General features: G+C 73.3%; 27 protein-coding genes, 1 tRNA gene and 1 pseudogene. 18 read left to right on the forward strand and 11 right to left on the reverse strand.

Translation table 11 applies throughout. From position 1 onward, the window contains the following. Positions 1-18: 18 nt before the first annotated feature. From araB to araA, 3 genes are read left to right on the forward strand one after another with little or no spacing between them, the layout of a single operon-like run. Positions 19-1,638 carry a ribulokinase gene (gene araB, locus KIS93_RS13530; protein ID WP_080046204.1) on the forward strand — a complete coding sequence of 540 codons (1,620 nt, stop codon included), beginning with the start codon at positions 19-21 and terminating at the stop codon, positions 1,636-1,638. Then, positions 1,638-2,294, forward strand: coding sequence for an L-ribulose-5-phosphate 4-epimerase (locus KIS93_RS13535; protein ID WP_080046205.1), 657 nt, complete (start codon positions 1,638-1,640; stop codon positions 2,292-2,294). Before araB ends, KIS93_RS13535 begins: the two co-directional genes overlap by 1 nt. Further along, complete coding sequence (gene araA, locus KIS93_RS13540) at positions 2,291-3,757, forward strand: L-arabinose isomerase (RefSeq protein WP_080046206.1); 1,467 nt, start codon at positions 2,291-2,293, stop codon at positions 3,755-3,757. The genes KIS93_RS13535 and araA overlap by 4 nt, the downstream gene beginning before the upstream one ends. Positions 3,758-3,943: 186 nt before the next feature. Here araA and KIS93_RS13545 read toward each other — a convergent pair whose 3' ends face one another. Continuing rightward, entirely contained in the window at positions 3,944-4,294 is a 351-nt protein-coding gene (locus tag KIS93_RS13545) for a PLD nuclease N-terminal domain-containing protein (RefSeq protein ID WP_168020513.1), read from the reverse strand. A gap of 80 nt (positions 4,295-4,374) precedes the next feature. On the opposite strand from KIS93_RS13545, the gene KIS93_RS13550 reads away from it, so the two are divergent. From KIS93_RS13550 to KIS93_RS13560, 3 genes are all read left to right on the forward strand, one after another. Beyond that, positions 4,375-5,583, forward strand: a complete 1,209-nt coding sequence (locus KIS93_RS13550; protein ID WP_080046207.1) for an FAD-binding protein — start codon at positions 4,375-4,377, stop codon at positions 5,581-5,583. A 91-nt stretch (positions 5,584-5,674) separates the two neighbouring features. After that, the gene (locus KIS93_RS13555; RefSeq protein WP_080046208.1) at positions 5,675-6,457 is read left to right on the forward strand and encodes an LLM class flavin-dependent oxidoreductase; all 783 of its coding nucleotides are present in this window, start codon (positions 5,675-5,677) and stop codon (positions 6,455-6,457) included. A 35-nt stretch (positions 6,458-6,492) separates the two neighbouring features. Continuing rightward, positions 6,493-6,885 carry a DUF3224 domain-containing protein gene (locus KIS93_RS13560; RefSeq protein WP_080046209.1) on the forward strand — a complete coding sequence of 131 codons (393 nt, stop codon included), beginning with the start codon at positions 6,493-6,495 and terminating at the stop codon, positions 6,883-6,885. A 12-nt stretch (positions 6,886-6,897) separates the two neighbouring features. Here the strand turns inward: KIS93_RS13560 and KIS93_RS13565 are convergent, their stop codons facing one another. Continuing rightward, positions 6,898-7,314, reverse strand: coding sequence for a hemerythrin domain-containing protein (locus KIS93_RS13565; RefSeq protein WP_080046210.1), 417 nt, complete (start codon positions 7,312-7,314; stop codon positions 6,898-6,900). Then, positions 7,311-8,633, reverse strand: coding sequence for an MFS transporter (locus KIS93_RS13570; RefSeq protein ID WP_080046211.1), 1,323 nt, complete (start codon positions 8,631-8,633; stop codon positions 7,311-7,313). Before KIS93_RS13570 ends, KIS93_RS13565 begins: the two co-directional genes overlap by 4 nt. A gap of 22 nt (positions 8,634-8,655) precedes the next feature. On the opposite strand from KIS93_RS13570, the gene KIS93_RS13575 reads away from it, so the two are divergent. Beyond that, positions 8,656-9,294 (forward strand): TetR/AcrR family transcriptional regulator, encoded by a 639-nt coding sequence (locus KIS93_RS13575; RefSeq protein ID WP_080046212.1) that lies wholly within the window; start codon positions 8,656-8,658, stop codon positions 9,292-9,294. 75 nt (positions 9,295-9,369) lie between these two features. Continuing rightward, positions 9,370-10,455 (forward strand): 50S ribosomal protein L11 methyltransferase, encoded by a 1,086-nt coding sequence (locus KIS93_RS13580; protein WP_080046213.1) that lies wholly within the window; start codon positions 9,370-9,372, stop codon positions 10,453-10,455. An 80-nt stretch (positions 10,456-10,535) separates the two neighbouring features. Here the strand turns inward: KIS93_RS13580 and KIS93_RS13585 are convergent, their stop codons facing one another. Further along, positions 10,536-11,507, reverse strand: a complete 972-nt coding sequence (locus KIS93_RS13585; RefSeq protein WP_080046214.1) for a helix-turn-helix domain-containing protein — start codon at positions 11,505-11,507, stop codon at positions 10,536-10,538. Positions 11,508-11,549: 42 nt separating this feature from the next. Here KIS93_RS13585 and KIS93_RS65100 point away from each other — a divergent pair, with 42 nt between their 5' ends. The 4 genes and pseudogenes from KIS93_RS65100 to KIS93_RS13600 all read left to right on the forward strand — a co-directional run bounded on the left by KIS93_RS65100 (position 11,550) and on the right by KIS93_RS13600 (position 13,631). Next, positions 11,550-12,200, forward strand: coding sequence for a hypothetical protein (locus KIS93_RS65100; RefSeq protein ID WP_246005278.1), 651 nt, complete (start codon positions 11,550-11,552; stop codon positions 12,198-12,200). Next, positions 12,200-12,568: a 3-oxoacyl-[acyl-carrier-protein] synthase III C-terminal domain-containing protein gene (locus KIS93_RS65105; RefSeq protein ID WP_246005279.1), complete on the forward strand. Its 369-nt coding sequence runs from the start codon at positions 12,200-12,202 to the stop codon at positions 12,566-12,568. Before KIS93_RS65100 ends, KIS93_RS65105 begins: the two co-directional genes overlap by 1 nt. 228 nt (positions 12,569-12,796) lie before the next feature. Next, a pseudogene (locus KIS93_RS65110) lies at positions 12,797-13,077 on the forward strand (isoprenylcysteine carboxylmethyltransferase family protein). A 5-nt stretch (positions 13,078-13,082) separates the two neighbouring features. Beyond that, complete coding sequence (locus KIS93_RS13600; RefSeq protein ID WP_080046217.1) at positions 13,083-13,631, forward strand: TIGR03086 family metal-binding protein; 549 nt, start codon at positions 13,083-13,085, stop codon at positions 13,629-13,631. Here the strand turns inward: KIS93_RS13600 and KIS93_RS13605 are convergent. Next, complete coding sequence (locus KIS93_RS13605; RefSeq protein WP_230465892.1) at positions 13,600-15,324, reverse strand: asparagine synthase-related protein; 1,725 nt, start codon at positions 15,322-15,324, stop codon at positions 13,600-13,602. The two genes, KIS93_RS13600 and KIS93_RS13605, sit on opposite strands and share 32 nt — an antisense overlap. A gap of 202 nt (positions 15,325-15,526) precedes the next feature. Here KIS93_RS13605 and KIS93_RS13610 point away from each other — a divergent pair, with 202 nt between their 5' ends. The 4 genes from KIS93_RS13610 to KIS93_RS13625 all read left to right on the forward strand — a co-directional run bounded on the left by KIS93_RS13610 (position 15,527) and on the right by KIS93_RS13625 (position 18,505). Further along, positions 15,527-17,047, forward strand: coding sequence for a vWA domain-containing protein (locus KIS93_RS13610; RefSeq protein ID WP_080047624.1), 1,521 nt, complete (start codon positions 15,527-15,529; stop codon positions 17,045-17,047). Positions 17,048-17,125: 78 nt separating this feature from the next. After that, positions 17,126-17,198, forward strand: a tRNA-Ala gene (locus tag KIS93_RS13615). Between the two features lie 104 nt (positions 17,199-17,302). Next, positions 17,303-17,581: a hypothetical protein gene (locus KIS93_RS13620; RefSeq protein ID WP_080046219.1), complete on the forward strand. Its 279-nt coding sequence runs from the start codon at positions 17,303-17,305 to the stop codon at positions 17,579-17,581. A 9-nt stretch (positions 17,582-17,590) separates the two neighbouring features. Next, positions 17,591-18,505 carry a bifunctional helix-turn-helix transcriptional regulator/GNAT family N-acetyltransferase gene (locus tag KIS93_RS13625; RefSeq protein WP_080046220.1) on the forward strand — a complete coding sequence of 305 codons (915 nt, stop codon included), beginning with the start codon at positions 17,591-17,593 and terminating at the stop codon, positions 18,503-18,505. On the opposite strand, the gene KIS93_RS13630 is transcribed toward KIS93_RS13625, so the two are convergent. The 5 genes from KIS93_RS13630 to KIS93_RS13650 form a co-directional block, all read right to left on the reverse strand. Beyond that, complete coding sequence (locus KIS93_RS13630; RefSeq protein ID WP_080046221.1) at positions 18,481-19,698, reverse strand: hypothetical protein; 1,218 nt, start codon at positions 19,696-19,698, stop codon at positions 18,481-18,483. The genes KIS93_RS13625 and KIS93_RS13630 overlap by 25 nt on opposite strands. Next, entirely contained in the window at positions 19,691-20,191 is a 501-nt protein-coding gene (locus KIS93_RS13635; RefSeq protein WP_080046222.1) for a SigE family RNA polymerase sigma factor, read from the reverse strand. The genes KIS93_RS13630 and KIS93_RS13635 overlap by 8 nt, the downstream gene beginning before the upstream one ends. Positions 20,192-20,240: 49 nt before the next feature. After that, positions 20,241-21,101: a pyridoxamine 5'-phosphate oxidase family protein gene (locus tag KIS93_RS13640; protein ID WP_080046223.1), complete on the reverse strand. Its 861-nt coding sequence runs from the start codon at positions 21,099-21,101 to the stop codon at positions 20,241-20,243. Continuing rightward, positions 21,101-21,544, reverse strand: coding sequence for a VOC family protein (locus KIS93_RS13645; RefSeq protein WP_080046224.1), 444 nt, complete (start codon positions 21,542-21,544; stop codon positions 21,101-21,103). The genes KIS93_RS13640 and KIS93_RS13645 overlap by 1 nt, the downstream gene beginning before the upstream one ends. Before the next feature lie 85 nt (positions 21,545-21,629). Next, positions 21,630-22,196 carry a CGNR zinc finger domain-containing protein gene (locus tag KIS93_RS13650; RefSeq protein WP_080046225.1) on the reverse strand — a complete coding sequence of 189 codons (567 nt, stop codon included), beginning with the start codon at positions 22,194-22,196 and terminating at the stop codon, positions 21,630-21,632. Positions 22,197-22,295: 99 nt separating this feature from the next. Between KIS93_RS13650 and KIS93_RS13655 the strand changes: the two genes are divergently transcribed. Both KIS93_RS13655 and KIS93_RS13660 read left to right on the forward strand, forming a co-directional pair. Continuing rightward, complete coding sequence (locus KIS93_RS13655) at positions 22,296-22,907, forward strand: TetR/AcrR family transcriptional regulator (protein WP_230465893.1); 612 nt, start codon at positions 22,296-22,298, stop codon at positions 22,905-22,907. 11 nt (positions 22,908-22,918) lie between these two features. After that, positions 22,919-24,349 carry an FAD-dependent monooxygenase gene (locus KIS93_RS13660; protein ID WP_080046226.1) on the forward strand — a complete coding sequence of 477 codons (1,431 nt, stop codon included), beginning with the start codon at positions 22,919-22,921 and terminating at the stop codon, positions 24,347-24,349. A gap of 60 nt (positions 24,350-24,409) precedes the next feature. Here the strand turns inward: KIS93_RS13660 and KIS93_RS13665 are convergent, their stop codons facing one another. Then, on the reverse strand, positions 24,410-25,366 hold the full coding sequence (locus KIS93_RS13665; RefSeq protein ID WP_230465894.1) for a GlxA family transcriptional regulator: 957 nt from the start codon (positions 25,364-25,366) through the stop codon (positions 24,410-24,412). Between the last annotated feature and the right edge of the window lie 60 nt (positions 25,367-25,426).

A 25,426-nucleotide genomic window follows, 5' to 3' on the forward strand; every position in this document is an offset into this window, starting at 1 on the left:
GTGAGCGCTAACAAGTATGTGGTCGGAGTGGACTTCGGCACGCTTTCCGGGCGTGCCGTCGTCGTACGGGTGAGCGACGGCGCCGAGCTGGGCAGCGCCGTCCACGAGTACGAGCACCGCGTCATCGAGCACACGCTGCCCGGCACGGACGTCCGCCTCGGCCCCGACTGGGCGCTGCAGTCGCCGCAGGACTGGATCGACGTGATGAGGATCGCCGTGCCGCAGGCGATCGCCGCCGCCGGCGTGCCCGCCGAGGAGATCATCGGCATCGGCACCGACTTCACCGCCTGCACCGTCCTGCCCACCACGGCCGACGGCACACCCCTGTGCTTCGAGACGCCCGCCGAGCCGCACGCCTGGCCCAAGCTGTGGAAGCACCACGCCGCCCAGCCGCACGCCGACCGCATCAACGAGCTGGCCGCGCGCCGGGGCGAGAGCTGGCTGCCGCGCTACGGCGGCAAGATCTCCTCAGAGTGGGAGTTCGCCAAGGCGCTGCAGGTGCTCGAAGAGGCCCCCGAGGTCTACGCCAGGGCCGAGCGCTGGATCGAGGCCGCCGACTGGATCATCTGGCAGCTCACCGGCGTCGAGAGCCGCAACATCTGCACCGTCGGCTACAAGGGCGTCTTCCAGGACGGCAGCTACCCGTCGGAGGAGTACCTCGCCGAGCTGAACCCCGGCTTCGCCGGCTTCGTCGGCAAGCTCGCCACCGGCACCGTCGGCGACAAGGTGGGCGAGGTGACGCTGGCGCCGCTGGGCGGCCTGGCCGGGCGCCTGACCGCGCGCGCCGCCGAATGGACCGGCATCCCCGAGGGCGCCGCCGTCGCCGTCGGCAACGTCGACGCGCACGTCACCGCCGCCGCCGCGGACGCCGTGCGGCCCGGCCAGATGGTGGCCATCATGGGCACCTCCACCTGCCACATCATGCCCAGCGACCAGCTCGCCGAGGTGCCCGGCATGTGCGGCGTCGTCCAGGACGGCATCGTGCCGGGCCTGTGGGGCTACGAGGCCGGCCAGTCCGCCGTGGGCGACATCTTCGCCTGGTTCGTCGACAACTTCGGCACCGACGGGCACGAGCGCCTGACCGAGCTCGCCGAGAAGCAGGCCGTCGGCCAGCACGGGCTCGTCGCGCTCGACTGGTTCGGCGGCAACCGCTCGGTCCTGGTCGACCACAACCTCTCCGGCGTGATCATCGGCCAGACCCTCGCCACCAAGCCCGAGGACGTCTACCGCGCGCTCATCGAGTCCACCGCGTTCGGCGCCCGCATGATCGTCGAGACGTTCGAGAAGTCCGGCGTGCCCGTCGAGGAGTTCATCGTCGCCGGCGGCCTGCTGAAGAACCGCTTCCTCATGCAGGTCTACGCCGACGTGCTGCGCCGCCCGCTGTCGATCATCGCCTCGGACCAGGGCCCCGCCCTCGGCTCGGCCATCCACGCGGCCGTCGCCGCCGGCGAGTACGCCTCCATCGAGGAGGCCGCCGCCGCCATGGGCAAGCGCACCGAGAACGCGTACGTGCCGGACGAGGCCCGCGCCGACGCCTACGACCGGCTCTACGCCGAGTACCGCAGGCTCCACGACTTCTTCGGAGACGGACAGATGCTGCACGCGCTGCGCGCGATCAGGAACGAGGCACAAGCTTGATGAACGACCTGCGGAAAATCGTCGCCGACCTGCACGCCGAGCTGGTCCGCTACAACCTGGTGGTCTGGACGGCCGGAAACGTCTCCGGCCGCGTCCCCGGCGAGGACCTGTTCGTCATCAAGCCCTCAGGGGTCTCCTACGACGAGCTGACGCCGGAGAACATGGTCGTGTGCGACCTCGACGGCAACCTGGTGGAAGGCGAGCACTCGCCGTCCAGCGACACCGCCGCGCACGCCTACGTCTACCGCAACATGCCAGACGTCGGCGGCGTCGTGCACACTCACTCGACCTACGCCTCGGCCTGGGCCGCGCGCGGCGAGGCCATCCCGTGCGTGCTGACCGCGATGGCCGACGAGTTCGGCGGCGAGATCCCGGTCGGCCCGTTCGCGCTGATCGGCGACGACTCGATCGGCCAGGGCATCGTCCAGACGCTCAAGGGGCACCGCTCCAAGGCCGTCCTCATGCAGAACCACGGCGTGTTCAGCATCGGCAAGGACGCCAAGGCCGCCGTGAAGGCCGCCGTGATGTGCGAGGACGTGGCGCGTACCGTGCACGTGGCCCGCCAGCTCGGCGACCCGCTGCCCATCGCGCAGGACGACATCGACCGCCTTTACGACCGCTATCAGAACGTCTACGGACAGAGGAGCCCGCGTTGAACATCTGGTTTCTGACCGGCAGTCAGGGACTCTACGGCGAGGACACGCTGCGTCAGGTGGCCGAGCAGTCCCAGCGGATCGCCGAGCAGCTCCCCATGCCGGTCGAGTGGAAGCCCGTCCTGACCGACGCGGCCGCCATCCGGCGGATCATGCTGGAGGCCAACGCCGACGACTCGTGCGCCGGCGTGATCGCCTGGATGCACACGTTCTCCCCGGCCAAGATGTGGATCGCCGGGCTCGACGCGCTGCGCAAGCCGCTGCTGCACCTGCACACGCAGGCCAACGTCGAGCTGCCGTGGGCCACCATCGACATGGACTTCATGAACCTGAACCAGGCCGCGCACGGCGACCGCGAGTTCGGGCACATCCAGACGCGGCTCGGCGTGCCGCGCAAGACCGTGGCCGGGCACGTCAGCGACCCGGCCGTGGGCGAGCGCATCCTCGCCTGGCTGCGCGCCGCCAAGGGCCTGGCCGAGGTGCGCACCCTCAAGCTGGCCCGCTTCGGCGACAACATGCGCGACGTGGCCGTCACCGAGGGCGACAAGGTCGAGGCGCAGCTGCGCTTCGGCGTCTCCGTCAACACCTACGGCGTCAACGACCTGGTCGAGGCCGTGGACGCGGCCTCCGACGCCGACGTGACCGCGCTGGTCAAGGAGTACGCCGAGCAGTACGAGGTGGCTCCCGAGCTGCTGGGCGAGCGCAACGAGTCGCTGCGGTACGCGGCCAGGATCGAGCTGGGCCTGCGCGGCTTCCTGGAGGCGGGCGGCTTCAAGGCGTTCACCACGAACTTCGAGGACCTCGGCGGCCTGCGCCAGCTCCCCGGCCTGGCCGTGCAGCGGCTCATGGCCGACGGGTACGGCTTCGGCGGCGAGGGCGACTGGAAGACCTCCGTCCTGCTGCGCACGCTCAAGGCCATGTCTGATCATGGGGCTCCGGGCGGCACGTCCTTCATGGAGGACTACACCTACGACCTCACGCCCGGCAACGAGCTGATCCTCGGCGCCCACATGCTGGAGGTCTGCCCGTCCATCGCCGCCGGCACGCCGTCGTGCGAGATCCACCCGCTGGGCATCGGCAACCGGGAGGACCCGGTCCGGCTCGTGTTCGACGCCGAGCCCGGCCCCGGCATCGTCGTCGGCCTGGCCGACATGGGCGACCGGTTCCGGCTCGTCGCCAACGAGATCGACGTCGTCGCCCCGCCGCAGCCGCTGCCCAAGCTGCCGGTGGCGCGCGCCGTGTGGCAGCCGCGCCCCAACCTGCGCACCTCCACCGAGTCGTGGCTCACCGCCGGCGCCCCGCACCACACGGTGCTGTCCAAGGCCGTCGGGCGCGAGGAGCTGGTCGACCTGGCCGAGATGCTGGGGGTGGAGCTGGTCGTCATCGACGCCGACACCACGACCGAGCGGTTCGCCAAGGAGCTGCGCTGGAACCAGGCGTACTACCGCCTGGCCCAGGGCTTCTGACCTGACCCCCGCGCCGCCGTCGTCCTCCCTCCCGCCGCACTTCGGCCGAGGTCCTTCTGGGAGGGAGGAGGAGCGTTCAGGTCCTTCACGGGAGGGGCTGAGGCTTCTCCCAGCAGGGGTTGAGGCTCCTGCGGGGGAGGAGGAGCGCTTGGGTCCTTCGACGGGAGGAGGGTGGCGGCGGGTGCGTCAGGTGTCGTCGGACGGCTTGCGGGGGGCGTTCCTGCGTTGCTGCTCGGCGCGTTCGCGGCAGCGGCGCAGGAACTCCTCGTCGTCGTCGGGGTTGGTGGCGGCGAAGCGGCCGGGGCGGTCGTACTCGGGGAAGGCGCTGGGGCGCGCCTGCGCCGGGACGGCACGCTCCGGGCGGCCGGCCACCAGCCAGGCGACGGAGCCGATCAGCGGGAACAGCAGCACGATCAGCACCCAGGCGACCTTCGGCAGGTTGCGGCAGGCCACGTCGGGCGTGGTGATCACGTCGAAGAGGCAGTAAAGCCACAGGACGAGCGTGACGAGGCCGACGGCCTCGGACAGGACGAGCACGGCACACCTCCGGTCGGCGGCACCTGAAACTAGCGGCACCCGGGCGGGCTGACAAGGTGGGGCTGTGGGAAGGTAAGGCCGTGACGCTGACCAATTGGGCTGGAAACACCACATTCCACGCAAAAGAAGTCCATCACCCGACCTCGCTCGACGAGCTCCAGCGGCTCGTCGCGGACTCCGCGAGCGTGCGCGCCCTCGGGAGCGGGCACTCCTTCAACCACGTCGCCGACACCGACGGCGACCTCGTGGTGCTCGACCGGATGCCCGCCCAGGTGGAGATCGACAGCGCCGCGGCCAAGGTGCGGGTGGGTGCGCGCACCACGTACGCGACGCTCGCGCCGCTGCTGCACCAGGCCGGGTTCGCGCTGGCGAACATGGCCTCGCTGCCGCACATCTCCGTCGGCGGCTCCGTCGCGACCGGCACGCACGGCTCCGGCGACGCCGTGCGCAGCCTGGCCGGCGCCGTGTCGGGAATCGAGCTCGTCACCGCCGACGGGTCGCTGCTGACGCTCGCGCGCGGCGACGAGGACTTCCCCGGCGCCGTGGTGTCGATCGGCGCCCTCGGCATCGTCACCTCGCTCACGCTCGACCTCGTACCGGCCTTCGAGCTGCGCCAATACGTCCGCGAGGGCCTGAGCCAGGACGCGCTGGAGCACTTCGACGAGATCATGTCCAGCGGCTACAGCGTCAGCCTGTTCACCGACTACCGCGACACCCGCGTCTGGCTGAAGTGCTCCGACGAGCTGACCGACCCCGACTGGTACGGCACCACCGCCGCCGACGGCCCCCGCCACCCGCTGCCCGCCATGCCGGCCGACAGCTGCACCGGCCAGCTCGGCGTGCCCGGCCCCTGGTACGAGCGGCTGCCGCACTTCCGCGCCGACTACCCGCCCAGCGGCGCCGGCGACGAGCTGCAGTCGGAGCTGCTGCTGCCCCGGCGGCACGCGGTCGAGGCGCTGCGCGCGCTGTTCGCGATCGGCGACCGCATCCGGCCCGTGCTGCAGATCTCCGAGGTGCGCTCGATCGCCGCCGACGACCTGTGGCTGAGCCCCTTCAACGGTCGCGAGAGCATCGGCGTGCACTTCACCTGGGTCAAGGACGTCGCCGCCGTCATGCCGGTGCTGGAGCTGGTGGAGGAGACGCTGGCGCCGTTCGAGCCGATCCCGCACTGGGGCAAGCTGTTCACCCGGTGGCCGGAGTGCCCCGAGTCCTTCCGCGCGCTGGCCCGCAGGCTCGACCCCGCCGGCAAGTTCGGCAACGACTTCACCCGGCTACTGCTGGGGGAGTAGCACCCCGCCGGGCACCTGCGCCCCCGGACGTAGCGGGTCACCGGTCCGGGGGACGATGCCAGGCGCCCGTTCGTCGGCCATCGTGGGGTGCATGACCGATCACCCGTTCAGATTCGGCGCGGTCGCCGGGCAGGCCCCCGACGCCGCCGCGTGGACCGGCCTGGCCCGGCGGGCGGAGGGCCTGGGCTACTCGACCCTGCTCGTGCCCGACACGCTCGGCACGTTCTCGCCGTTCACGGCCGCCGCGGTGGCGGCCACGGCCACCACGACGCTGCGCGTCGGCACGTACGTGCTGAGCGCGCCGAACCGCACGCCGCAGGCCGTCGCGTGGGAGAGCGCCACCCTGCACCGGCTCACCGGCGGCCGGTTCGAGCTGGGGCTCGGCGCCGGGCGGCCCGGCGCCGAGGCCGACGCGGCGGCGCTCGGCGTGCGCTTCGGCACGCCGGGCGAGCGCATCGAGCGGCTGTCCGAGACCATCGACGCCGTCCAGGACGTCCGGATCCTCGTGGCCGCCTCCGGCACCAGGCTGCTGCGGCTGGCCGCGCGCAGGGCCGACACGGTCGCGCTCGGCGTGCCGGCGCACTACACGGAGGAGCAGGTCGCGGCCAAGCTCGACGAGCTGTACGAGCTGGCCGGCGACCGCTTCCACGACCTGGAGCTGGCCATGAACCTGGCCTGCGCCGGCTCCGAGCCGCCCGACTGGGCGCTGAGCCGCTTCGGCCGCACCGGCACCGGCATCCTCACCGGCACGGTGACGGAGATGGCCGACACGCTGCGCCGCCGCCGCGATCATCTCGGGGTCTCGTACGTGTCGGTGAACGCCCAGTTCATGGACGCTTTCGCCCCGGTCGTGGAACGGCTCGCCGGTACCTGACGGAACCTGACAGGTACGGCTGCCAGGATGAGGCCATGACCGCCAAGGGAACCTTCGAGACCGCCGGCTGGACCCCGCAGCCGCCGTACGACGAGCGCGACGGCATCACGCTGGGGGTCGTCACCCTGACCAAGACCTTCTCCGGCGACCTGACCGGCACCAGCCTCGTCACCATGCTGGTCGCCTCCACTCCGGTGGAGGAGTCCCGCTCGTACGTGGCGCTGGAGCGCATCGAGGGCACCCTGCACGGGCGGGCGGGCAGCTTCGTCGTCCAGCACGACGCCACCAGCGACAACGGCGCGCAGACGCTGCGCATCAGGGTCGTGGCCGACTCGGGCACGGGCGAGCTGCGCGGCCTGCGGGGCGAGATGGGCATCGCCATCGACCCCGACGGCGGCCACTCCTACACCTTCGACTACACGCTCTGACCGCCCCGCGGGCTAGACGCCCTCGGGAAGGGTGCGCATCCGGTTCAGGATCGGGACTAGCTGCTCCTCCTCGTAGTCCAGGTGGGCCTCCAGCTCGGTGGCGAGCCGGTCGAGCTCCGCGCGGACCCCGTCGCCCGCGGCCAGGCACGTCCTGATCTCGTTCATGAGCCGGGCCACCACCTGGTGCTCCGCGCGGAGCCTGGCCAGTGCGGCGGCCAGCTCGGGGTGCTCGGTGCCGAGGTGGGGGAAGAGCGCGCCGTCCTCGCCCTCGTGGTGCAGGTGGAGGGCGTCGCAGAAGGCCAGGCAGTGCGTACGCAGGTCGGCCGCCTCCAGCCTGGACTCCCGGAGGGCGGCCAGGTCCCTGCGGAAGCCGTCGTGCAGCTTGACGAGCTCGTCACCCCAGGCGACGAGCCGCTGTCCGTCCGTCATGCCAGTTCCTTTCGGGAGAAGGTGCCGTAGAGGGCGGCGAAGAGGGTGGCCAGCAGGCCGGCCAGGGCCGCCACGCCGAAGCTCCAGCCGGCGCCGCCGCCCGCCAGCACGGCCGCCCCGACCGCGCCGGCCACGCTGCTGCCGACGATCCTGACCAGCGCGTTGATGCCGCCGGCCGCGGCCGTCCTGGCCGGCTCCACGTGCTCGACCGCCATCGTGCCGAGCGCCGCGTAGCCGAGGCCGACGCCGAGCCCGAGCACGGTCGCGGCGCCGTACAGGTCGGTGCCGGACGACCGGGACACCGCCAGCCACAGCGCCGCGGCCGTCACCAGCGCCGAGCCGGCCGCCACCAGCGCGGAGGCGGTGAAGCGGCGCATCAGCGGGCCCGCCAGCACCGAGACCACGAGCATCAGCACCGTCGTGGGCAGCAGGTAGAGCCCGACCTGCAGCACCGACGCCCCGAGCGCGCCCTGGGCCACCGCCGAGACCGTCGTGATGGCCGCGAACAGGGCGAACCCCAGCAGGAACGAGGCCACCGTCGCCCCCACCGTCCTGCGGTGCAGGAGCATGGGCAGCTCGATCAGCGGCTCGGCGGTGCGGCGGGCCGTCACCACCCACACCGCGGCCACCACCACGGCGGCGGCGAGGAGCCCGAGCGTCCACGGCGAGGCCCAGCCCCAGACGGCGCCCTTGCTGACGGCCAGCAGCAGGCAGACCAGCCACACCGTGACCAGCCCCGCCCCGGCCAGGTCGGGCCGCCCCGCGCCGCGTACGGGGGTCTCCCGCACCACCGCCGCCACCAGGGCGAAGCTCAGCGCGCCGAGCCCCGTCAGCGCCCAGAACACCGCCCGGTGGTCCCCGTCGAGCAGCCCCGCGAGGATCATCCCGCCGCCGCTGCCGACGCCGATCGTGGCGCTGAGCACGCCGATCGCGCCCGGCAGCCGGTGGGCCGGCACCAGCTCCCTGACCAGGCCCATGGCCAGCGGCAGCAGCGGCGCGGCGGCGCCCTGGAGCACCCGGCCGGCGATCAGCGGGGCCAGGGTGTCGGAGACGGCGCCGAGGGCCGAGCCGGCGACGAGCAGGGCGAGGGCGGCCAGCGAGACGAGGCGGCGGCCGTACATGTCGCCGAGGCGCGACAGCAGCGGGATCGACACCGCGCCCGACAGCAGGCCGGCGGTGAGCGCCCAGGACACGGTGGTCGGCGGGGCGCCGAGCCGCTGCTCCAGGCCGGGCAGCAGGGGTACCAGCACCGTCATCTGGAGGGTCCCCACGGCCACCCCGAAGGCGAGCACCGCGACGACCGCGAAGTTTTTATACATGTATAAAAAGTAACATGACAGGATGCCGACGCGTACAGGACGACCGCCGAAGATCTCCCGAGCCGAGATCGTCACCGCCGCCGACCGGGTCATCGAGCAGGACGGCGTGGCCGGGCTGACCATGCGCCGGCTGGCCAAGGAGGTCGGCAGCACCGCCATGGCGATCTACCACCACGTCCGCGACAAGGACGAGCTGCTCCTGCTGCTCCTCGACAGCTACGCCGCCACCCTGCCCAAGCCCGAGCTGCCGCGGGAGCCGCGCGAACGGCTGGTCGCCGCCGCCGTCGCCATGCACGAGGCCCTGTCCGGGCGGCCCTGGGCCGTCGAGGTGCTCAGGGCCGACGACCTGCTGTCGGTCGGCGCCCTCTGGTATCCGGAGCACATCGTGGACGCCGCCATGCGCGCAGGGCTGAGCCTGGAGGAGGCCGTGGACGCGTACCGGATCGTCTGGCACTACACGGCCGGTGAGATCAGCGCCAGGGTGGCGGCGGGCAGGCGGCGCCAGGAAGGCGGGACCACCTACCGGGAGCGGGTGTTCGCCGAGCTGGACGCCGCCCAGTTTCCCCGGCTGAGCGAGGTGGGGGAGCGGTGGGCGGAGCTGACCGCCCGCGACACCTACGCCAAGGGGGTGCGGGCGCTGGCGCAGGGGCTCCTGCCCTGACGCTCGTTCCGAACGGGCTTCTCACCGGAAAATCGGTGGCCGGGCGGGCGGCGTCCGTGAAACGGTCGAGTCACGATGATCCAGTGGACCGAGGCGGGGCAGGAGCGCTCGGCGGCCTGGCGCTCCGCGCTGGGGGCGCCACCGCCCAAACGCGTCATCGTCGCCGACGACCGCATGAAGGCCGCCACCGCCTACCGCCTGGCCTGCGAAGGCACCGCGCTGCTGTGGCGCGGCGACTTCCAGAACGCCCGCCAGCTCCTGGCCGCCATGGGCCGCCGCTGCAAACCGGCCGCCCCCGGCAGCGGCTTCCACCGCCACCGCCAGGCCCAGTCGCAGCGCGCCCGCACGCTCGGCATGCTGCTCGTCCCCTACGCCGAAGGCCACGTCGTGCCGCTGCGCCGGGCGCCCGACGTGCGGGAGGCGTGCGCCGAGGTGTACGGGCCCGACGCGCCGCCCTCCGTCGGCCAGCTCCGCGAGCTGCTCGGGCTCATCGGCGCGCACGAGTGGCGCAAGAAAGGAGTGCACGTGCCGGCGCTCGGCGCCCGCGTGCACCCGCACCACGGCGTGTTCTCCCCCATCAGGGGCGAGTACGTCGAGCTGGTCGCCGAGGCGCCGCTGCCGGGCGACCGGCTCGCCTTCGACGTCGGCACCGGCACCGGTGTGCTCGCCGCCGTGCTCGCCCGGCGCGGCGTCCGGCACGTCGTCGCCACCGACCTCGACCCGCGGGCCGTCGAGTGCGCCGGCGACAACCTGGCTCGGCTCGGGCTCGACGAGCGGGTGGAGGTGGTGCGCACCGACCTGTTCCCGCCGGGACGGGCGCCGCTGATCGTGTGCAACCCGCCGTGGCTGCCCGCCACGCCCGTGTCGCCGCTCGATCACGCCGTCTACGATCCGGGCGGGCGGATGTTGCGGGGGTTTCTGGACGGGCTGGGGGAGCACCTGGAGCCCGGGGGTGAGGGGTGGCTCATCCTGTCGGACCTCGCCGAGCACCTGGGGTTGCGCAGCCGGGGTGAGCTGCTGGCCGCCTTCGACGCGGCGGGGCTGCGGGTGGCGGGGCGGCTCGACGTCACCCCGCGCCATCGGCGTCCGTCCGACGAGGACGACCCGCTGCACGCGGCCCGGGCCGCCGAGGTGACCTCGCTCTGGCGCCTCACGCACTGAGGCACCGCCCGCCCGGGCCGTACTCCGGTGCGGGTCCTTGAGGGGGAGGGGGCGCATGGGGCGGGCGGCGGGCCGGGTGGTCAGGGGCTGAAGGCTTTGCGGTAGGCCGAGGGGGAGGTGCGCATGGCGCGGGTGAAGTGGTGGCGGAAGGTCACCGGGCTTTCGAAGCCGACCGCCGCCCCGATCTCCTCCACCGGCGCCGCCGTCGACTCCAGCAAGGGGAGGCTGGCCGCGACCCGCTGGGAGATGACCCAGCGCAGCGGGCTGGTGCCGGTGCGGAGCTTGAAGCGGCGGATGAACGTGCGCTCCGACATGTGCGCCACCGAGGCCAGCTCGGCCACGGTGATCGGGGTGGCGAGGTGGTCCATAGCCCAGGCCATCGCCCTGGCGACGGCGTCGTCGTCCTCGACGGGGGTGACGGCGGCCTGGATGAACTGGGCCTGGCCGCCCTCCCGGTGCGGGGGCACGACGAGGCGGCGGGCGACGGTGTTGGCGACGCCGGGGCCGTGGTCGCGGCGGACGAGGTGGATCAGCAGGTCGAGCCCCGCGGCGCTGCCGGCGCTGGTCAGCACGTCGCCGTCGTCCACGTACAGGACGGAGGGGTTGACGCGGACGGCGGGGAAGCGCTCCTGGAGGAGGGTGGCGTAGCGCCAGTGGGTGGTGGCGGGGCGGCCGTCGAGCAGGCCGGCGGCGGCCAGCGCGAACGCGCCGGAGCAGATCGACACCATGCGCGCGCCCCGCTCGTACGCCTCCCGCAGGGCCCGCACCAGCGCCGCGGAGACGGGCCCGCGGACGTCGGCCACGCCGGGGACGATCACGGTGTCGGCCGTGGCGAGCGCGTCGAGGCCGTGCCCGGCCGTCATGGTGAACCCGCCGACGACGCGCAGCGGCTGCAGGGTCTCGGCGCAGACGGTGAGGTCGTACCAGGGCAGGTCCAGCTCGGGCCGGGGCAGGCCGAACAGCTCGACGACGCATCCCAGCTCGAAGGGCGCCATCCCGTCGAAGGCCAGGACGGCGACGCGGTGGGGCCTGGCGGGAGGGGGCAGCAGCATGACCGCATGTTAGCTGTGCCCTCTACGCGGCAGGAGGGATATATGCATATTTCGGGAGTACAGACCGTTTTGCCCGATCACCGCTACGAGCAGGCGGAGATCACCGAGGCGTTCTCCCGGCTGACCGACTGCGACGAGGAGCTGCTGAGGCGATTCCACCAGGCGACCGGGGTGCGGGGTCGCAACCTCGCGCTGCCGCTGGCCGACTACGCCAAGCTCGACTCCTTCGCGCGCGCCAACGACGCCTACGTCGAGCACGCGCTGGAGCTGGGCGAGCAGGCGCTGGCGGGCGCGCTGCACAAGGCGGACGTGCGCCCCGAGAAGGTCGATCACCTGCTGTTCTGCTCCACCACCGGCCTGGCCACGCCCTCGCTCGACGCCAAGCTGGCCCAGCGGATGGGCCTGCGGCCCGACGTGAAACGGGTGCCCGTGTTCGGCCTGGGCTGCGCGGCGGGCGCGGCCGGGCTGTCCCGCCTGCACGACTACCTGCGCGGCTGGCCCGACCACGTGGCGGTGCTGGTGTGCGTGGAGCTGTGCTCGCTGACGATCCAGCGCGACGACACCTCGATCGCGAACCTGGTGGCCAGCGGCCTGTTCGGCGACGGCGCGGCGGCCGTCGTCGCGACCGGCCGGGGCCCGGGCCCGAGGTGGTCGCCACCCGCAGCCGGCTCTACCCCGGGACCGAGCACCTGATGGGCTGGGAGGTGGGCGAGCACGGCTTCCGCATCGTGCTGGACGCGGACCTGACCGGGTTCGTGGAGGAGGTGCTGGCCGCCGACATCAGGGCGTTCCTGGCCGACTACGGCCTGACGCCCGAACAGGTCGCCACCTGGGTCTGCCACCCGGGCGGCCCGAAGGTCATCGAGAAGATCGTGGAGACGCTCGGCCTGCCGGCCAAGGCGCTCGACGTGACGTGGAGCTCGCTGCGCGAGCACGGCAACCTGTCGTCGGTCTCGGTGCTGCACGTGCTCCAGGAGACCCGCGGCCGGCCCGGCACGCCGGCCGTGCTCATGGCGCTGGGGCCGGGGTTCTCGGCCGAGCTGCTCCTGCTGCACTGGTGAGCGCCGATGGCCGCGTACGCGCTGCTCATCGGCCTGGTCGTGGCCGAACGGCTGGCGGAGCTGGTCGTGGCCAGGCGCAACCTGGCCTGGGCCAGGGCCCGAGGGGGCGTCGAGTACGGCGCGGGCCACTACCCGTGGATCGTGCTGGCTCATGTGGGGCTGCTGGCGGCGGCGCCGGCCGAGGTGTGGCTGCTCGACCGGCCGTTCGTGCCGGCGCTCGGCTGGCCCATGCTCGCCGTCGTCGTGCTGGCGCAGGGGTTGCGCTGGTGGTGCATCCGCACGCTGGGCCACCAGTGGAACACGCGGGTCGTGGTGGTGCCCGGCCTGCCGCTGGTGGACCGGGGCCGTACCGGTGGCTGCGGCACCCCAACTACGTCGCCGTGGTCGCGGAAGGGCTCGCGCTGCCCCTCGTCCACACGGCCTGGCTGACGGCCCTGGCGTTCACGATCACGAATGCGATACTTCTCGCCGTTCGGGTCCGGGTGGAGAACGCGGCACTGGCACACTAGAACGTATGAACGAGATCCTGCCACTGATGAAGGGCGCCGCCGCGCGCACCACCGAGGTCGTCCGCGCCGTCGGCGACGACCAGCTCGGGCTGCCCACCCCGTGCTCCGACTTCGACGTCAAGGCGCTGCTCAACCACCTGGAGTGGGTCGCCTCCCTGTTCGAGTCGGTCGCCGCCGGAGGGCCCTTCGTGCCGCCGAAGCAGGACTACACGGGCGACTTCCCCGAGCGGGTCGAGCGCATGCTGGCCGTCTACGAGCGCCCCGAGGCGTGGGAGGGCGTCAGCGAGGCCATGGGCGGCCTGCCCAGGCCCGTCCTGGCCAACATGGCGCTGACCGACCTCGTCGCGCACGGCTGGGACCTGTCGCGGGCGACCGGCCTCGACTACGAGGTGGACGACGAGACCGCCGCCACGCTGGTGGCGTTCTGCGCGCAGATGGCGCCGATGGGGCGCGAGCGCGGCGCGTTCGGCCCCGAGGTCCGGGTGCCGGACGACGCGCCGGCGCTCGACCGCTTCCTCGGGATCATCGGCCGGGATCCGGCCTGGAAACCGTGATCCGCGGCAGGTCCTCGGGCGCCTTGCCGGGATACAGGCCGGTCAGCAGGGTGCTCACCGTGTAGAGGTGCCAGGCCAGGGCCGGTTTCCGCACGACGGGGTCGGCGAAGAGCGCGCGCACCTCGTCCGGCTCGACGATCGGGGCCAGAGCGTCGAGGCTGCCGAGCACCTGCCGGCGCAGCACGTCCGTGAGGGCGGGGCCGGGGCTGGTGCGCCAGCTCCACCCGCCTCCGGTCTTCGTGGTGGGCAGGTGCGGGGGCGGGTCGGGCAGGCGGGTGCGGGCGGACCAGGGGAAGCGGCGCTTCGCCGGGGTGCTCTCGGCGCTCTGGACGAAGCGCCATTGCTTTCCCTCGATCGGCACGTCCCGCAATTCCGGGGCCAGCCGCAATATCAGCGTATAAATGACCTCTTCGGAGAGCCGCCAGCTCTGGTCCAGGCTCAGCGCCGCGCGTACCACGCGATTGTCGAGGAACGGCCGCACGGGGTCGCCCCGCCGCAGCGAGCCCGCGCGGGCGCTGGCCTGCCAGCGCCCCACCTTGTACCAGATGTAGAGGTGGTCCAGCGTCTCCAGCCGGTTCTCGCGCGCCAGCCACGGCCTGGCCAGCTCGCGCGCGTGCTCGTTGGCCTCGGCGGTGAACAGCTTGGCGTCCTTGGTGAACGTGGTCTCGATGCGCCGCCGCAGCGCCTGGTCGCCGAGGTCGGTCTGGAGCAGGTTCAGGCTGCCCGCGCGCAGGGTCTCGCCGCTCTGGCCGGACATGGTGGGCTTGCCGGAGTACGGCAGGTAGCTCACGATCGTCTCGTACGCCGAGGTCATGCCCTCGCACGTGCGCAGCGTCTCCCAGGCGCGGCCGAGCGGATGCTCCACCAGCACCGCGTCCTTCGCGGCGGTCTGCGGCGGGGCGATGACGGTGTGCTCGACCCCGAGCCGCTCCGCGATCATCCGGGCGATGATCACGTCGGGGTGCGTGTCCAGCCCGTTCGTCGTCGTCCTGAACGGCACCCGCGCCGCGTGCAGCAGCGCCGCCAGGATGCGGGTGTCACGGCCGCCGGTCAGCGCCAGGTTCACCGGCTCGCCCAGGTCGCGCAGCGGCGCCACGGTCGCCAGCAGCGCCTCGGCCAGCTCGCCGACCGCCGCCCGCTTGTGCCGCGCCGACGTGGGCGCCGGCGCCGCCTGCGGCAGCGGGGTCTCGGTGACCGTACGCACGCCGTCCCGCACCACGAGGCGCGAGCTGGGCCGCAGCGCCGACACCCCCTTGTACGGCGTCTCGTCCGACAGGAAGAACCCCTGCCTGACCATCGACTGCAGGGCGAGCACGTCGAAGTCGACCCGCTCGTCCGGCCGGGCCATCAGGTGCACGAGCAAGGCGCGGCTGCCGACGATGTGCAGCTCCGGCGTCTCGGCGTGGAAGACGGGGCAGACCCGGTTGATCGCGGTGCTCGCGCCCAGCTCGCCGTCGCGCGCGAACCAGACCGAGAAGCAGCCGCCCACGGAGTCGTCCGGCAGCGCCGTCACCTCGGACGGGTCGGCCAGGTGGCCGTTGAGCCCGATGACGCGGCCGCCGTGCTCGGTGATGAGCGGAGGCTGCCGCGCGTCGTCGGGCTCGTTGGTCCAGGCGAACAGGGAGACGCCACGGCCGTGCCATTCCCGGCCCCGGATGACGTCGGGAGGCACGGGAAAGGCCCATTCGATCACGGAACGGGCTCTATTCAGAATCGCCGGGGAAATGTCCTGTCGCTTTGCGGCCAGCCCCAAATAGACGCGCATCGCACCAGGGATACCTCATTTTCCCCATATGTCACAACTGATCACGTATCGATCGCGGTTTGCGCTCGCTTGCGTCACCTGCCCGGCCGTCATGGAGCGGATTCCGTCGTACGGCATGGAGGTGGTTGAGATGAAATTTCGCCCTTTGGCGGTTGGGGTGGGCCTTATCGCCCTCCTGGGCCTGACGGCGTGCGGCGGTGGCGCCGAGCAGGCCGGCAGCGGCCAGTCGGCCCCCGTGGGAACCGGCGCGCCACTGAAGCCGGTCGTACCCGACCAGGGTGAGGCCGAAGCCGGAACGGAAGCCCGTCCGGAGGCGTCGGCCCAGGAGAACGGCGAGGACGGCGAAAAGGACACGACGACCGCGCAGATCTCCACGTTCGCCCTCGACGTGGACACCGCCTCGTACGGCTACGCCCGCCGTACGCTCCAGGAGGGCCGCTGGCCCGCCCCCGGGGAGATTCGCCCCGAGGAGTGGGTGAACGCCTTCCGCCAGGACTACGCCCAGCCCTCCGGCGACGGGTTCACCGTGCACGTGGACGGCGCCCGGCTGCCGCAGCGCGACGAGGCCGTGCTGCGCGTCGGCCTGCAGACCCGCGCCTCCGACTCCGCCGAGCGGCGGCCGGCGAACCTGACGTTCGTCGTGGACGTGTCGGGCTCGATGGCCGAGGCCGGCCGGCTCGACCTGGTCAAGTCCAGCCTGCTGAAGCTGCTCGACCAGCTGGCCCCCGGCGACCAGGTCTCGATCGTCTCCTTCAGCGACGAGGCGCAGGTGCTGGCCTCCATGACCCCGCTGACGGCCAGGGACGAGCTGCGGGCGGCGGTCGAGCGGCTGTCCGTGGCCGGCGGCACGAACCTCCAGGCCGGGGTGCTCACCGGCTACGGGGAGGCCGTCAAGGCGTTCCGTCCCGCCGCCACCAACCGCGTCATCCTGCTGTCGGACGGCCTGGCCAACCAGGGCGCGACCGAGTGGCAGACCATCTCGGACCAGGTCAAGGAGCAGGCCGCCAAGCAGCTCACGCTGCTCACCGTCGGCGTCGGCCGCGACTACGGCGACGAGCTGATGGAGCGGCTGGCCGACACCGGCGACGGCATGGCCGTGTACGTCAGCGGCGAGGAGGAGGCCACCCGGCTCTTCACCACCCAGCTCCCCGCCACCCTCGACCTGCGCGCCCGCGACGCCAAGGCCCAGGTCGTCTTCAACCCGGCCGTGGTGGACAGCTACCGGCTCATCGGCTACGAGAACCGCGCCCTGAGCACGGAGGAGTTCCGCGACGACAGCCGCGACGGCGGCGAGATCGGCCCCGGCCACTCCGTCACCGCCCTGTACGCGGTGAAGCTCAAGCCGGGCGCCGACGGCCAGCTCGCCCAGGCCACGGTGCGCTGGCTCGACCCCGACACCAGGACCGCCTCGGAAAGCAGCAAGTCGCTCGACTCGGGTGAGCTGGCCGGCTCCATCTGGGACAAGGCGCCCGTGCGGCTGCAGGTGGACGTCGTGGTGGCGGCGTTCGCGACGTACCTGCGGGACCGGCAGGCGTTCGGCCTGGACCTGCAGACGCTCGGCGAGCACGCCGGCCGGCTGGCGGCCGACTCCGAGGACCCGATGGTCACGGAGCTGGTCACCCTCATCGATCGGGCCAAGGCGGTCGGCTGACCGTCGCGCTCGGCGCCTGCCCCTCGGTGACGTGTGCTCGGGTGGTCCTGAAGTCGGATACACTTTTACACGCAACGAGGGGCTATAGCGCAGTTGGTAGCGCGCCTCCATGGCATGGAGGAGGTCTGGGGTTCGAATCCCCATAGCTCCACCCCGTTGACGAGATCCCGTCCGATCAGCTTGATCGGGCGGGATTTTCGCGTTTCCGGGGGCGGAATCCGCGCGCTATCGAACTGGAGTTCGTATCATGGAGCAATGAGCCCTGTCGAACTGCCTGAGATCTGGCGCCCGCCGCTCGTGGAGACGGTTCCCGACGGCACGGCGCGTTACCTGCTGGCCTGGAGCGACGACGCGCAGGGGTCGCGGTGGGGATACCTGCTGTGGCCGCCCCGCACGCTGGAGGCGCACGGCGGCGTGCGGCACGAGGCGAGCGCCCGCTGGGTGCACTGGGCGGAGATCCGCCCGGTCGACGGCGAGGACTACACCACGGTTCCGATCGCCGACCCCCTGGTGGGCCCGGGAATGCCTGACTAGGGTCAGAGAATGGACGGTACGGCGATCGCGCGGGTGCGCCGCTTCCAGCGCACCGTGACGCAGCGCATCGGAGCGCTCGAAGACGCCTTCATGGGCCGCGACCGGCCGCTCGGGCAGGCGCGGGTGCTGTGGGAGATCGGCCGCGACGGCAGCGAGATCCGCGCGCTGCGGGCCCGGCTGGAGCTCGACTCCGGCTACCTGAGCAGGCTGCTGCGCGCCCTGGAGGCCGACGGCCTGGTCGTCGTCGAGGCGGGCGGGGCCGACGGGCGGGTGCGCACGGCCCGCCTCACCCCGGCCGGGGCGGCCGAGCGGGCGGAGCTCGACCGGCGCTCCGACGAGGCGGCCGCCGCGCTGCTCAGGCCGCTGTCGGCCGGGCAGCGCGAGCGGCTGGTGGCCGCGATGTCGGAGGTCGAGCGGCTGCTGGCCGCCTCCATGGTGGAGGTCGCCGCCCTCGACCCCCGGCAGCCCGCCGCCCGCCACTGCCTGACGGCCTACGTCGCCGAGCTGGGGCGGCGCTTCGAGGGCGGCTTCGACCCGGCGCGCAGCCTCCCGGCCGCCGACGACGAGCTGCGCCCGCCCGCCGGGTTGCTGCTCGTCGCCACCCTGCACGCCGAGCCGGTGGGCTGCGTGGCGCTGAAGCTCCACCGGGAGACGGCGGAGATCAAGCGCATGTGGGTGGATCCGTCGGCGCGGGGCCTCGGGCTGGGGCGGCGGCTGCTCGCCGAGGCCGAGTCGCGGGCGGCCGGGGAGGGCGTGCGCACGCTGCGCCTGGAGACCAACCGGGCGCTCACCGAGGCCGTCGCCCTCTACCGCTCCTCCGGCTACACGGAGGTGCCGGCGTTCAATGACGAGCCCTACGCCCACCACTGGTTCGAGAAGCACCTCCCCGGCCCCGCCGATCAGCCCACCCGCGCCAGCCGGTAGGCGCCGCCCTCCTCCCACAGCAGCCACGGCCCGGCCGCCAGCACGAGGCCGGGCTGCTTGAGCGTCACGCCCGTCACGGGGTCGTGCACGATCGAGGCGCCGCCCGTCGTGTACGCGACCAGCCGGTCCCCGGCCGTCATGCGGGCCTGCTCGCCCTTGCCCGGCGCCGGCACCGCGCCGGACGTCCGCTCCGGCCCCCACGAGTCGCGCGGCACGCTGTGCAGCGTCTTCCCCGTCACCCAGACGAACGCGGTGTCGGTCGCCGCCGCCTGCCACCGCTGCGCGCGCCGGCCCATCGTCTGCGCCCGCACGCCGGCCGGCAGCGGGTGCTCGGCCGCGACCCGCATCGTCCGCACGTCCACCAGCCGCAGCTTCCTGTCGTCGGCCGGCTCGACGACGAACAGGTAGGGGTAGGAGAACGCGACTGCCGTGCCGGTGGCGGGCCGGCCGTTCGTGACCGTCCGGCCGGGCTCCGCGCAGCCCACGGCCACCCAGGGCTGCAGCATGGGGTCGTTGCCGGCGATCGCGCCGCCGTCCACCCAGACGGGCGCCTCGGGGTCGGTGCCCTGGGGGCTGATCGTGCGGATGCTCCCGTCGGCCGCGCGGCAGCGCTGCTCGCCGTTCTCCGTCCAGGTGCGCAGCCCCTCGGCCGCGCCCAGGCCCGAGCGCGCCGAGAAGCCGGCGGCCTCGGGTGCGCCGCCGGTCGCGGACGTCTCCGCCACCGCGCCACCGGGGGTGAGCCCGAGCACGGTGCCGTCGGAGCCGAGCGCCGCCGGCGTGAACGGCTCGCCCGCCCCCGTACGGCCGCCGACCTCCACCATGCCCGTCACGGCCACCAGCCGGCGCAACCGCTCCGCGAACGCCTCGTTACGGCCCGAGCCAGGGGAGGGCGTGATGGTCCTCGTGGGCGTGGGCCGGTCGGCGGGCGGGGGACCGGGGGAGACCGTGACGGTCCTGGTGACCGTGGGACTGGGCGCGACCGTAGCGGCGAAGTCGCCGCTTCCGCCGCGCAGCATCAGCGGTGCCGCGACCAGCACCGCGGCCTGGCAGGCGAGCGCCGCCAGCCAGGCGGCCCGGCGCTTCCTGCGCCTGACCGCCACCGACCGGTGGATCCGGCCCGCCAGGCCCGGCGGCGGGTCCGCCCGGCCCGGCTCGCCGAGCAGCGTGCCCAGCCTGCTCTCCAGGTCATCCATGGTCCACCTCCGCACCTCGCACGGCCTCACGGAGCCGGGCGAGCCCCCGCGACGCCTGGCTCTTGACGCTGCCGCGGCTGCACCCCAGCAGACGGGCGATCTCCTCGTCGCTGCGCTCCTCGACGTAACGCAGCACCAGGACGGCCCGCGTACGAGGGGGCAGCTCGGCGACGCGGGAGCGCACCCCCGCGTCGTCCAGCAGGCGTTCCAGCCCCAGGTCCTCGGCCGCCGGCTCGGGCGGCGCGGCCACGCTGACCTCGCGCCTGGGCCGCCGCCACCGGTTGGCCATGATGCGGATCATGGCCGTGCGGACGTACCCCTCGGGGGACTCCTTCCGCCTGACGGCGGACCAGCGCAGTCCGGTACGGGTGAGCGCCTCCTGCACCAGGTCCTCGGCGTCGTGCCGGTTCTGGGTCAGGACCATGGCGTAGCGATAGAGCGCAGGTAGTCGCTGCGCCACGAATGTCTCGAACGTCGGATCGTCCACTCGCACCTCCGCCCTCCAAGGACACCTCAGAGGGCCGGAGGGTTGAGCGGGATCCTCACACGGGCGGGTTGAAGCGGTGGTAGCCGGGTGAAGTCCATCCGGCCGGCAGGGTGCCGGCGAGGTGGACGTACGCGTCGATCTCGAACCGCACGACGCGCGGCTCGCTCCACTCCACCCGCGCCCGGCCGGTGAGCTGGAGGGTCTCGCCGCGCTCCCAGTCGGGGAAGAGCAGCCCCGCGGCCGGGTCGAGCTCCAGGTTGCCGAGCGTCATGTACATGCCGTTGCCCTGGTAGTCGGGGAACTCCAGGGTGCGCGGCCCGGTGACGCGGACGAAGCCGGGGTTGCCGCCCCGGTGCGACACGTCCGCGCCGTGGCCCTCGGCGCGGGTGGCGATGAAGAACGTGTCGGCGGCGGCGATCCAGTCGCGGTGCCGCTCCTCCAGCGTGGTGCCGCGGCCGAGGCCGGCGGGGGTGCCGGGGTCCGTGGTGGGCTCGCGGGTCTGGATGTACTTGGGGCAGTTGGCGTAGACCTGCTCCGTCCAGACGACGAGGGACTGCCCGGCCTGTACGGCGGTGCCGTTCACGCGCATCCTGCGCCGCGTGTGCGGCTCGATGGCCAGCAGCCCGATGTCCCGCTCCGCCGCGAACAGCCCGTGCAGCGGGTCGTCGGCGGCGGGCAGCGCGCGCAGCACGACGGTGCGGTCATCCTCGGCCTCGGCGAACCCGGCGGGCCCGGTGAGCACGCCCGCCCACAGCCGCCCGCGGTCGTCGGCGGCGCCGGCCACGATCATGCGCTGGTCGCGCAGGAACGCGGCCGCCGCGGCCGGGATCTCGGGCCGGGTGCGCGAGCTGCCGTGCTCGGCCAGGCGCACCCCGGTGCGCCGCTGCACGGCGACCTCGCCCGGATGGCTCTTCATTAGAAGAACCCGCAGGTGGGGGCGCCGGTGGTGGGCGCGGGCCGGTCACCGGCGCCGTCGGGGGCGAAGATCTCCAGCCGGATGCCGTCGGGGTCCTCGAAGAACACGCCGCCCGACGAGGCGCCCTCGCCGTGCGGCACCACGCCGTCGTGGTAGAGGGGCGCGCCGAGCTCCCTGATCACCTGCTCGGCCCGCCGTACCGCGTCGAGGTCGGCCACCTGGAACGACAGGTGGTGCAGCCCCGGCAGGGCGGTGGCGAAGCGGCCCTCGCTCTGCTGCCAGAGCGTCAGCACCAGCGTGCCGTCCTGGGCCAGGAACGCGTAGCGCCGCCCGTCCTGCTGCGACTCGCCCGCCACCGCGAACCCGAAGACGCGCCGGTAGAACTCCTTGGACGCCTCGAGGTCGGTGACGTTGAGCCCGATGTGCCCGGTCTGAAAGGACATCCCACACTCCTCTAACGGATGCACGACTGATTTGCCGTTAGAAGCACTATAACGGCAAATCAGATGCTTTGGCGTTAGAAGAGGGTCATTTCTTGTGCTCCCGGTAGTGCCTGGCCGCTCGGGCGCGGTTCCCGCAGGCCGTCGAGCACCACTCCTGACGTGGGTGTTCCTTGACGTAATAGAGCACGCAGCGGGGCGCCTGGCAGGTGCGCAACAAGGCCCGCTCGGGGCTCGCCAGGAACTCGACGGCCGCCGTGGCGAGCCGGCCGCGCAGCCGGGCGGACGCGTCGGCGGGCGACACGGTGACGAGGGCGGGCTCGCCGTCCCAGGAGAGCTGCGGAGCCGTGGGCGCCGCCAGGGCTGTGGCGTTGACCAGCGCCAGCGCCTCCTCGAACGGGGGCAGCTCGGCCGCGTCCGCCCGGCTCGGCGGCCCGGGCGCCACGGCCCTGGCGAACAGGGCGCGGACCGCCTGGCGCAGGCGCACGGTCTCCTGCCGCAGCTCCTCCGAGGCGGTGAAGGACGCGTCGAGGCCCAGCTCCGCCGCGTGCTCGCGAGCCCAGGCCGTCATCCCCTCGACGTCGGACAGGTTGTCGACCAGGCCCGAGCGGGCGGCTCTGACCGTGCTGACGAAATCAAGGCTCAGGAACGACATCTCCCCAATCTAACGCCTGCTCGGAAGGGGAGCCGTTAGATAAAAGATGCGTGATCAGAAAATTTGCTGATCACGCAAAATCCTTCTAGAGTCGGCGGCGTGACCGGACTGCGAGAGCGCAAGAAGCAGGCCACGCGCGAGGCCCTGATGACGGCCGCGCTGCGGCTGGCCCTGGAGCGCGGCCTGGACAACGTCCGGGTCGAGGACATCGCGGCCGAGGCCGGCGTCTCGCCCCGCACGTACAACAACTACTTCGCCAGCAAGTACGAGGCGATCACCGCCCGCCACACCGACCGCGTCCGCGCGTCCGTCGAGGCGCTGCGCGCCCGGCCCGCCGGCGAGCCCTTCTGGGACGCGCTGACCGAGGCCATGGTGCAGCCGTGGGCCCGCCACGCCGGCACCACCGGCCAGGCGCCGGCGCCCGAGCTGCTGGCCGGCATCCGCATGCTCAGCGAGGAGCCCGCGCTGCGGGCCGAGTCGCTGAAGGTGGCCTTCGCCGCCGACGGCGAGCTGGCCGCGGCCATCGCCGAGCGCGTCGGCGCCGACCCCGCCCGCGACCTGTACCCCAGCCTGGTCGCGGTCACCGTGACCGCGGCCGTGCAGGCGGGCGTCGCGCACTGGCTGCGCGCCGACCCGCCCGTCCCGCTCGTGCCGGTGCTGCGCGACTGCCTGCGCGCGCTGGCCGCCGGGCTGCCCGCCCCCACCGAATGAGGAGACCCCGCATGGACATCGTGATCGCCGGAGGCGGCCCCAACGGGCTCATGCTGGCCTGCGAGCTGAGCCTGGCGGGAGTCAGGCCGCTCGTGGTCGAGCGCCTGCCGGAGCGCAGCGACCAGCCCAAGGCCAACGGCATCGTCGGCCAGGTCGTACGCCTCCTGCGCCGGCGCGGCCTGGCCGAGCAGGAGGCCCCCATGCCCGCGTTCGTGTTCGGCGCGATGCCGCTGCACCTGGCCGGGCTCGACGACAACCCGCTGCACGGCATCGGCATCAAGCAGCCCGAGCTGGAGGAGCTGCTGGAGCGGCGGGCCCTGGAGCTGGGCGTGGAGATCAGGCGCGGGCACGAGCTGACCGGGCTCGCCCAGGACGCCGACGGGGTGACGCTGGAGGTGGCGGGCCCCGGCGGGCCTTATGAGCTGCGCACCCGCTACCTCGTCGGCTGCGACGGCGCGCACAGCAAGGTGCGGAAGCTGAGCGGGATCGGCTTCCCCGGCACGCACGCCGCCGATGTCGTCAGCCGCACCGCCCACGTCACCATCCCCGGCGGGGTGGCCGGGCGGATCGAGCTGGAGGTGCCGGGAGCGGGCACGTTCGCGCTCTACACCTGGCACAGGACCGAGCGCGGGGCGTACGCGATCCTGCCGGCGGGGCCCGGCGTGTTCACGGTCGCGGCGATGGAGTGGGACTCCGCGCCGCCCGGCGACGACGTGCCCATGACCGTGGCCGAGCTGCGCGAGAGCCTGGCCAGGGTGATCGGCGCCGACCTGCCGCTGGCCGAGCCGGCCGGCCCGGGGCCGCACCTGCTGCGGCGGCTCAACGGCCGCAACACCCGCGTGGCCGACCGCTACCGCGAGGGCAGGGTGTTCGTGGCCGGCGACGCCGCGCACGTGCACTCCGCCATGGGCGCGCCGGGCCTCAACCTGGGCCTCCAGGACGCCGCGAACCTGGCCTGGAAGCTGGCCGCCGAAGTGCGCGGGTGGGCGCCGCCCGGGTTGCTCGACACGTACGACGCCGAGCGCCGGCCCGCCGCCGAGCGGGTCGCCCTGCACACCCAGGCGCAGCTCGCGCTGACCGCGCCGGGGCCCGAGGTGACGGCGCTGCGGCAGGTGTTCGGCGAACTGCTGGGCGACCCGCCCGCCCGGCGGCGCATCGCCTCCCTGCTGGCCGGCTCCGACGTGGTCTACCCGATGCCCGCGCCGCCGCATCCGCTGGTCGGCCGGTTCCTGCCCGACGTGCCCGAGCAGGCCGGGGCGCGGCCCGTGCTGCTCGGCGCGACCGGCGATCTGCGCGTCCGTCATGGGCGGGTGGACGTCGTGCCGTGCGACCGTCCCGAGGCGGTGCTGGTGCGGCCCGACGGGTACGTGGCCTGGGCGGGCGCCCCGGACGAGACGCTGGAGCAGGCGCTGCAGACCTGGTTCGCCGAGTCTGTGGCGTGAGCCGGAGCGCCTAGAGCGCGCGGCGGAAGGTGTGCCTAGAGCGCGCGGCGGAAGGTGTGCCTAGAGCGCGCGGCGGAAGGTGCGGCGGTAGGCCAGCGGCGAGACGCCGACGGCGGTGTGCAGGTGCTGGCGCAGCGACACCGCCGTGCCGAACCCGGCCCGCCTGGCCACCTCCTCCACCCCCAGGTCCGTCGTCTCCAGCAGGTGCCTGGCGTGCTGCACGCGCTGGCCGTTCAGCCACTTCGCCGGGCTCTGGCCGGTCTCCTCGCGAAAGCGCCTGGTGAACGTGCGCACGCTCATCCTCGCGTGCTCGGCCAGCGCGGCCAGGTCGAGCGGGGCGTCGAGGTGGGCGAGCATCCAGTCGCGGGTGGCCGCCGTGCCGCCGCGCTCGCCCAGGGGGAGGGGCCGGTCGATGTACTGGGCCTGGCCGCCGTCCCGCCAGGGCGGCATGACGCAGCGCCTGGCCACCCGGTTGGCCACCTCGCTGCCGTGGTCGCGCCTGATCACGTGCAGGCACAGGTCCAGGCCCGCCGCCACGCCGGCCGAGGTCAGCACGTCGCCGTCGTCCACGAACAACACGTCGGGGTCCAGCCTGACCTTCGGGAAGAGCTCGGCGAAGCGGGCCGCCTCGCGCCAGTGCGTGGTGGCCGGGCGGCCGTCGAGCAGGCCCGCCGCCGCCAGCACGAACGCGCCCGTGCAGATCGACATCGTCCTGGGCCGCCCCTGGAGGGCGGCGAGCAGGGTGTCGGTGATCGTGCCGTCCTTCATGGCCCGGCCCGCGTGGATGCCGGGCACGAGGACGGTGTCGGCCGTGTCGAGCACGTCGAGGTCGTGGTCGGGCTGCACGCTGTAGCCCGCGCCGCACCGTACGGGGCGGCGGCCTTCCGAGCAGGTCACCACCTCGTACAGCTTCTCGCCCGACGCCGTCTCCGCCGCCCAGAACACCTGGCCGGGGACGCCGAGGTCGAGGGTGGCGAAGTGGTTGAGCACCACGACGGCGACGCGATGGGGTCTCATGGCCGGATTCTTACACATATTGGCTTTCCGGCCACTCGTGACCCAGTAAGGGGATAAATC

The organism is [Actinomadura] parvosata subsp. kistnae (assembly GCF_900323885.1).
In the GTDB taxonomy this organism is placed as follows: Bacteria; Actinomycetota; Actinomycetes; order Streptosporangiales; family Streptosporangiaceae; genus Nonomuraea; species Nonomuraea composti.

Excerpts from the sequence above, each read along its gene's own strand:
- KIS93_RS13630 (WP_080046221.1), bottom strand. The coding sequence starts at position 19,698 with ATGGATGACCTGGAGAGCAGGCTGGGCACGCTGCTCGGCGAGCCGGGC.
- KIS93_RS13560 (WP_080046209.1), top strand. The coding sequence starts at position 6,493 with ATGACCGCCAAGGGAACCTTCGAGACCGCCGGCTGGACCCCGCAGCCG.
- KIS93_RS13535 (WP_080046205.1), top strand. The coding sequence starts at position 1,638 with ATGAACGACCTGCGGAAAATCGTCGCCGACCTGCACGCCGAGCTGGTC.
- KIS93_RS13610 (WP_080047624.1), top strand. The coding sequence starts at position 15,527 with ATGAAATTTCGCCCTTTGGCGGTTGGGGTGGGCCTTATCGCCCTCCTG.
- KIS93_RS13565 (WP_080046210.1), bottom strand. The coding sequence starts at position 7,314 with ATGACGGACGGACAGCGGCTCGTCGCCTGGGGTGACGAGCTCGTCAAG.
- KIS93_RS13665 (WP_230465894.1), bottom strand. The coding sequence starts at position 25,366 with ATGAGACCCCATCGCGTCGCCGTCGTGGTGCTCAACCACTTCGCCACC.
- KIS93_RS13640 (WP_080046223.1), bottom strand. The coding sequence starts at position 21,101 with ATGAAGAGCCATCCGGGCGAGGTCGCCGTGCAGCGGCGCACCGGGGTG.
- KIS93_RS13575 (WP_080046212.1), top strand. The coding sequence starts at position 8,656 with ATGCCGACGCGTACAGGACGACCGCCGAAGATCTCCCGAGCCGAGATC.
- KIS93_RS13555 (WP_080046208.1), top strand. The coding sequence starts at position 5,675 with ATGACCGATCACCCGTTCAGATTCGGCGCGGTCGCCGGGCAGGCCCCC.
- KIS93_RS13660 (WP_080046226.1), top strand. The coding sequence starts at position 22,919 with ATGGACATCGTGATCGCCGGAGGCGGCCCCAACGGGCTCATGCTGGCC.
- KIS93_RS13620 (WP_080046219.1), top strand. The coding sequence starts at position 17,303 with ATGAGCCCTGTCGAACTGCCTGAGATCTGGCGCCCGCCGCTCGTGGAG.
- KIS93_RS13580 (WP_080046213.1), top strand. The coding sequence starts at position 9,370 with ATGATCCAGTGGACCGAGGCGGGGCAGGAGCGCTCGGCGGCCTGGCGC.
- KIS93_RS13625 (WP_080046220.1), top strand. The coding sequence starts at position 17,591 with ATGGACGGTACGGCGATCGCGCGGGTGCGCCGCTTCCAGCGCACCGTG.
- KIS93_RS65100 (WP_246005278.1), top strand. The coding sequence starts at position 11,550 with ATGCATATTTCGGGAGTACAGACCGTTTTGCCCGATCACCGCTACGAG.
- KIS93_RS13645 (WP_080046224.1), bottom strand. The coding sequence starts at position 21,544 with ATGTCCTTTCAGACCGGGCACATCGGGCTCAACGTCACCGACCTCGAG.
- KIS93_RS13600 (WP_080046217.1), top strand. The coding sequence starts at position 13,083 with ATGAACGAGATCCTGCCACTGATGAAGGGCGCCGCCGCGCGCACCACC.
- KIS93_RS65105 (WP_246005279.1), top strand. The coding sequence starts at position 12,200 with ATGGGCTGGGAGGTGGGCGAGCACGGCTTCCGCATCGTGCTGGACGCG.
- KIS93_RS13585 (WP_080046214.1), bottom strand. The coding sequence starts at position 11,507 with ATGCTGCTGCCCCCTCCCGCCAGGCCCCACCGCGTCGCCGTCCTGGCC.
- KIS93_RS13570 (WP_080046211.1), bottom strand. The coding sequence starts at position 8,633 with ATGTATAAAAACTTCGCGGTCGTCGCGGTGCTCGCCTTCGGGGTGGCC.
- KIS93_RS13650 (WP_080046225.1), bottom strand. The coding sequence starts at position 22,196 with ATGTCGTTCCTGAGCCTTGATTTCGTCAGCACGGTCAGAGCCGCCCGC.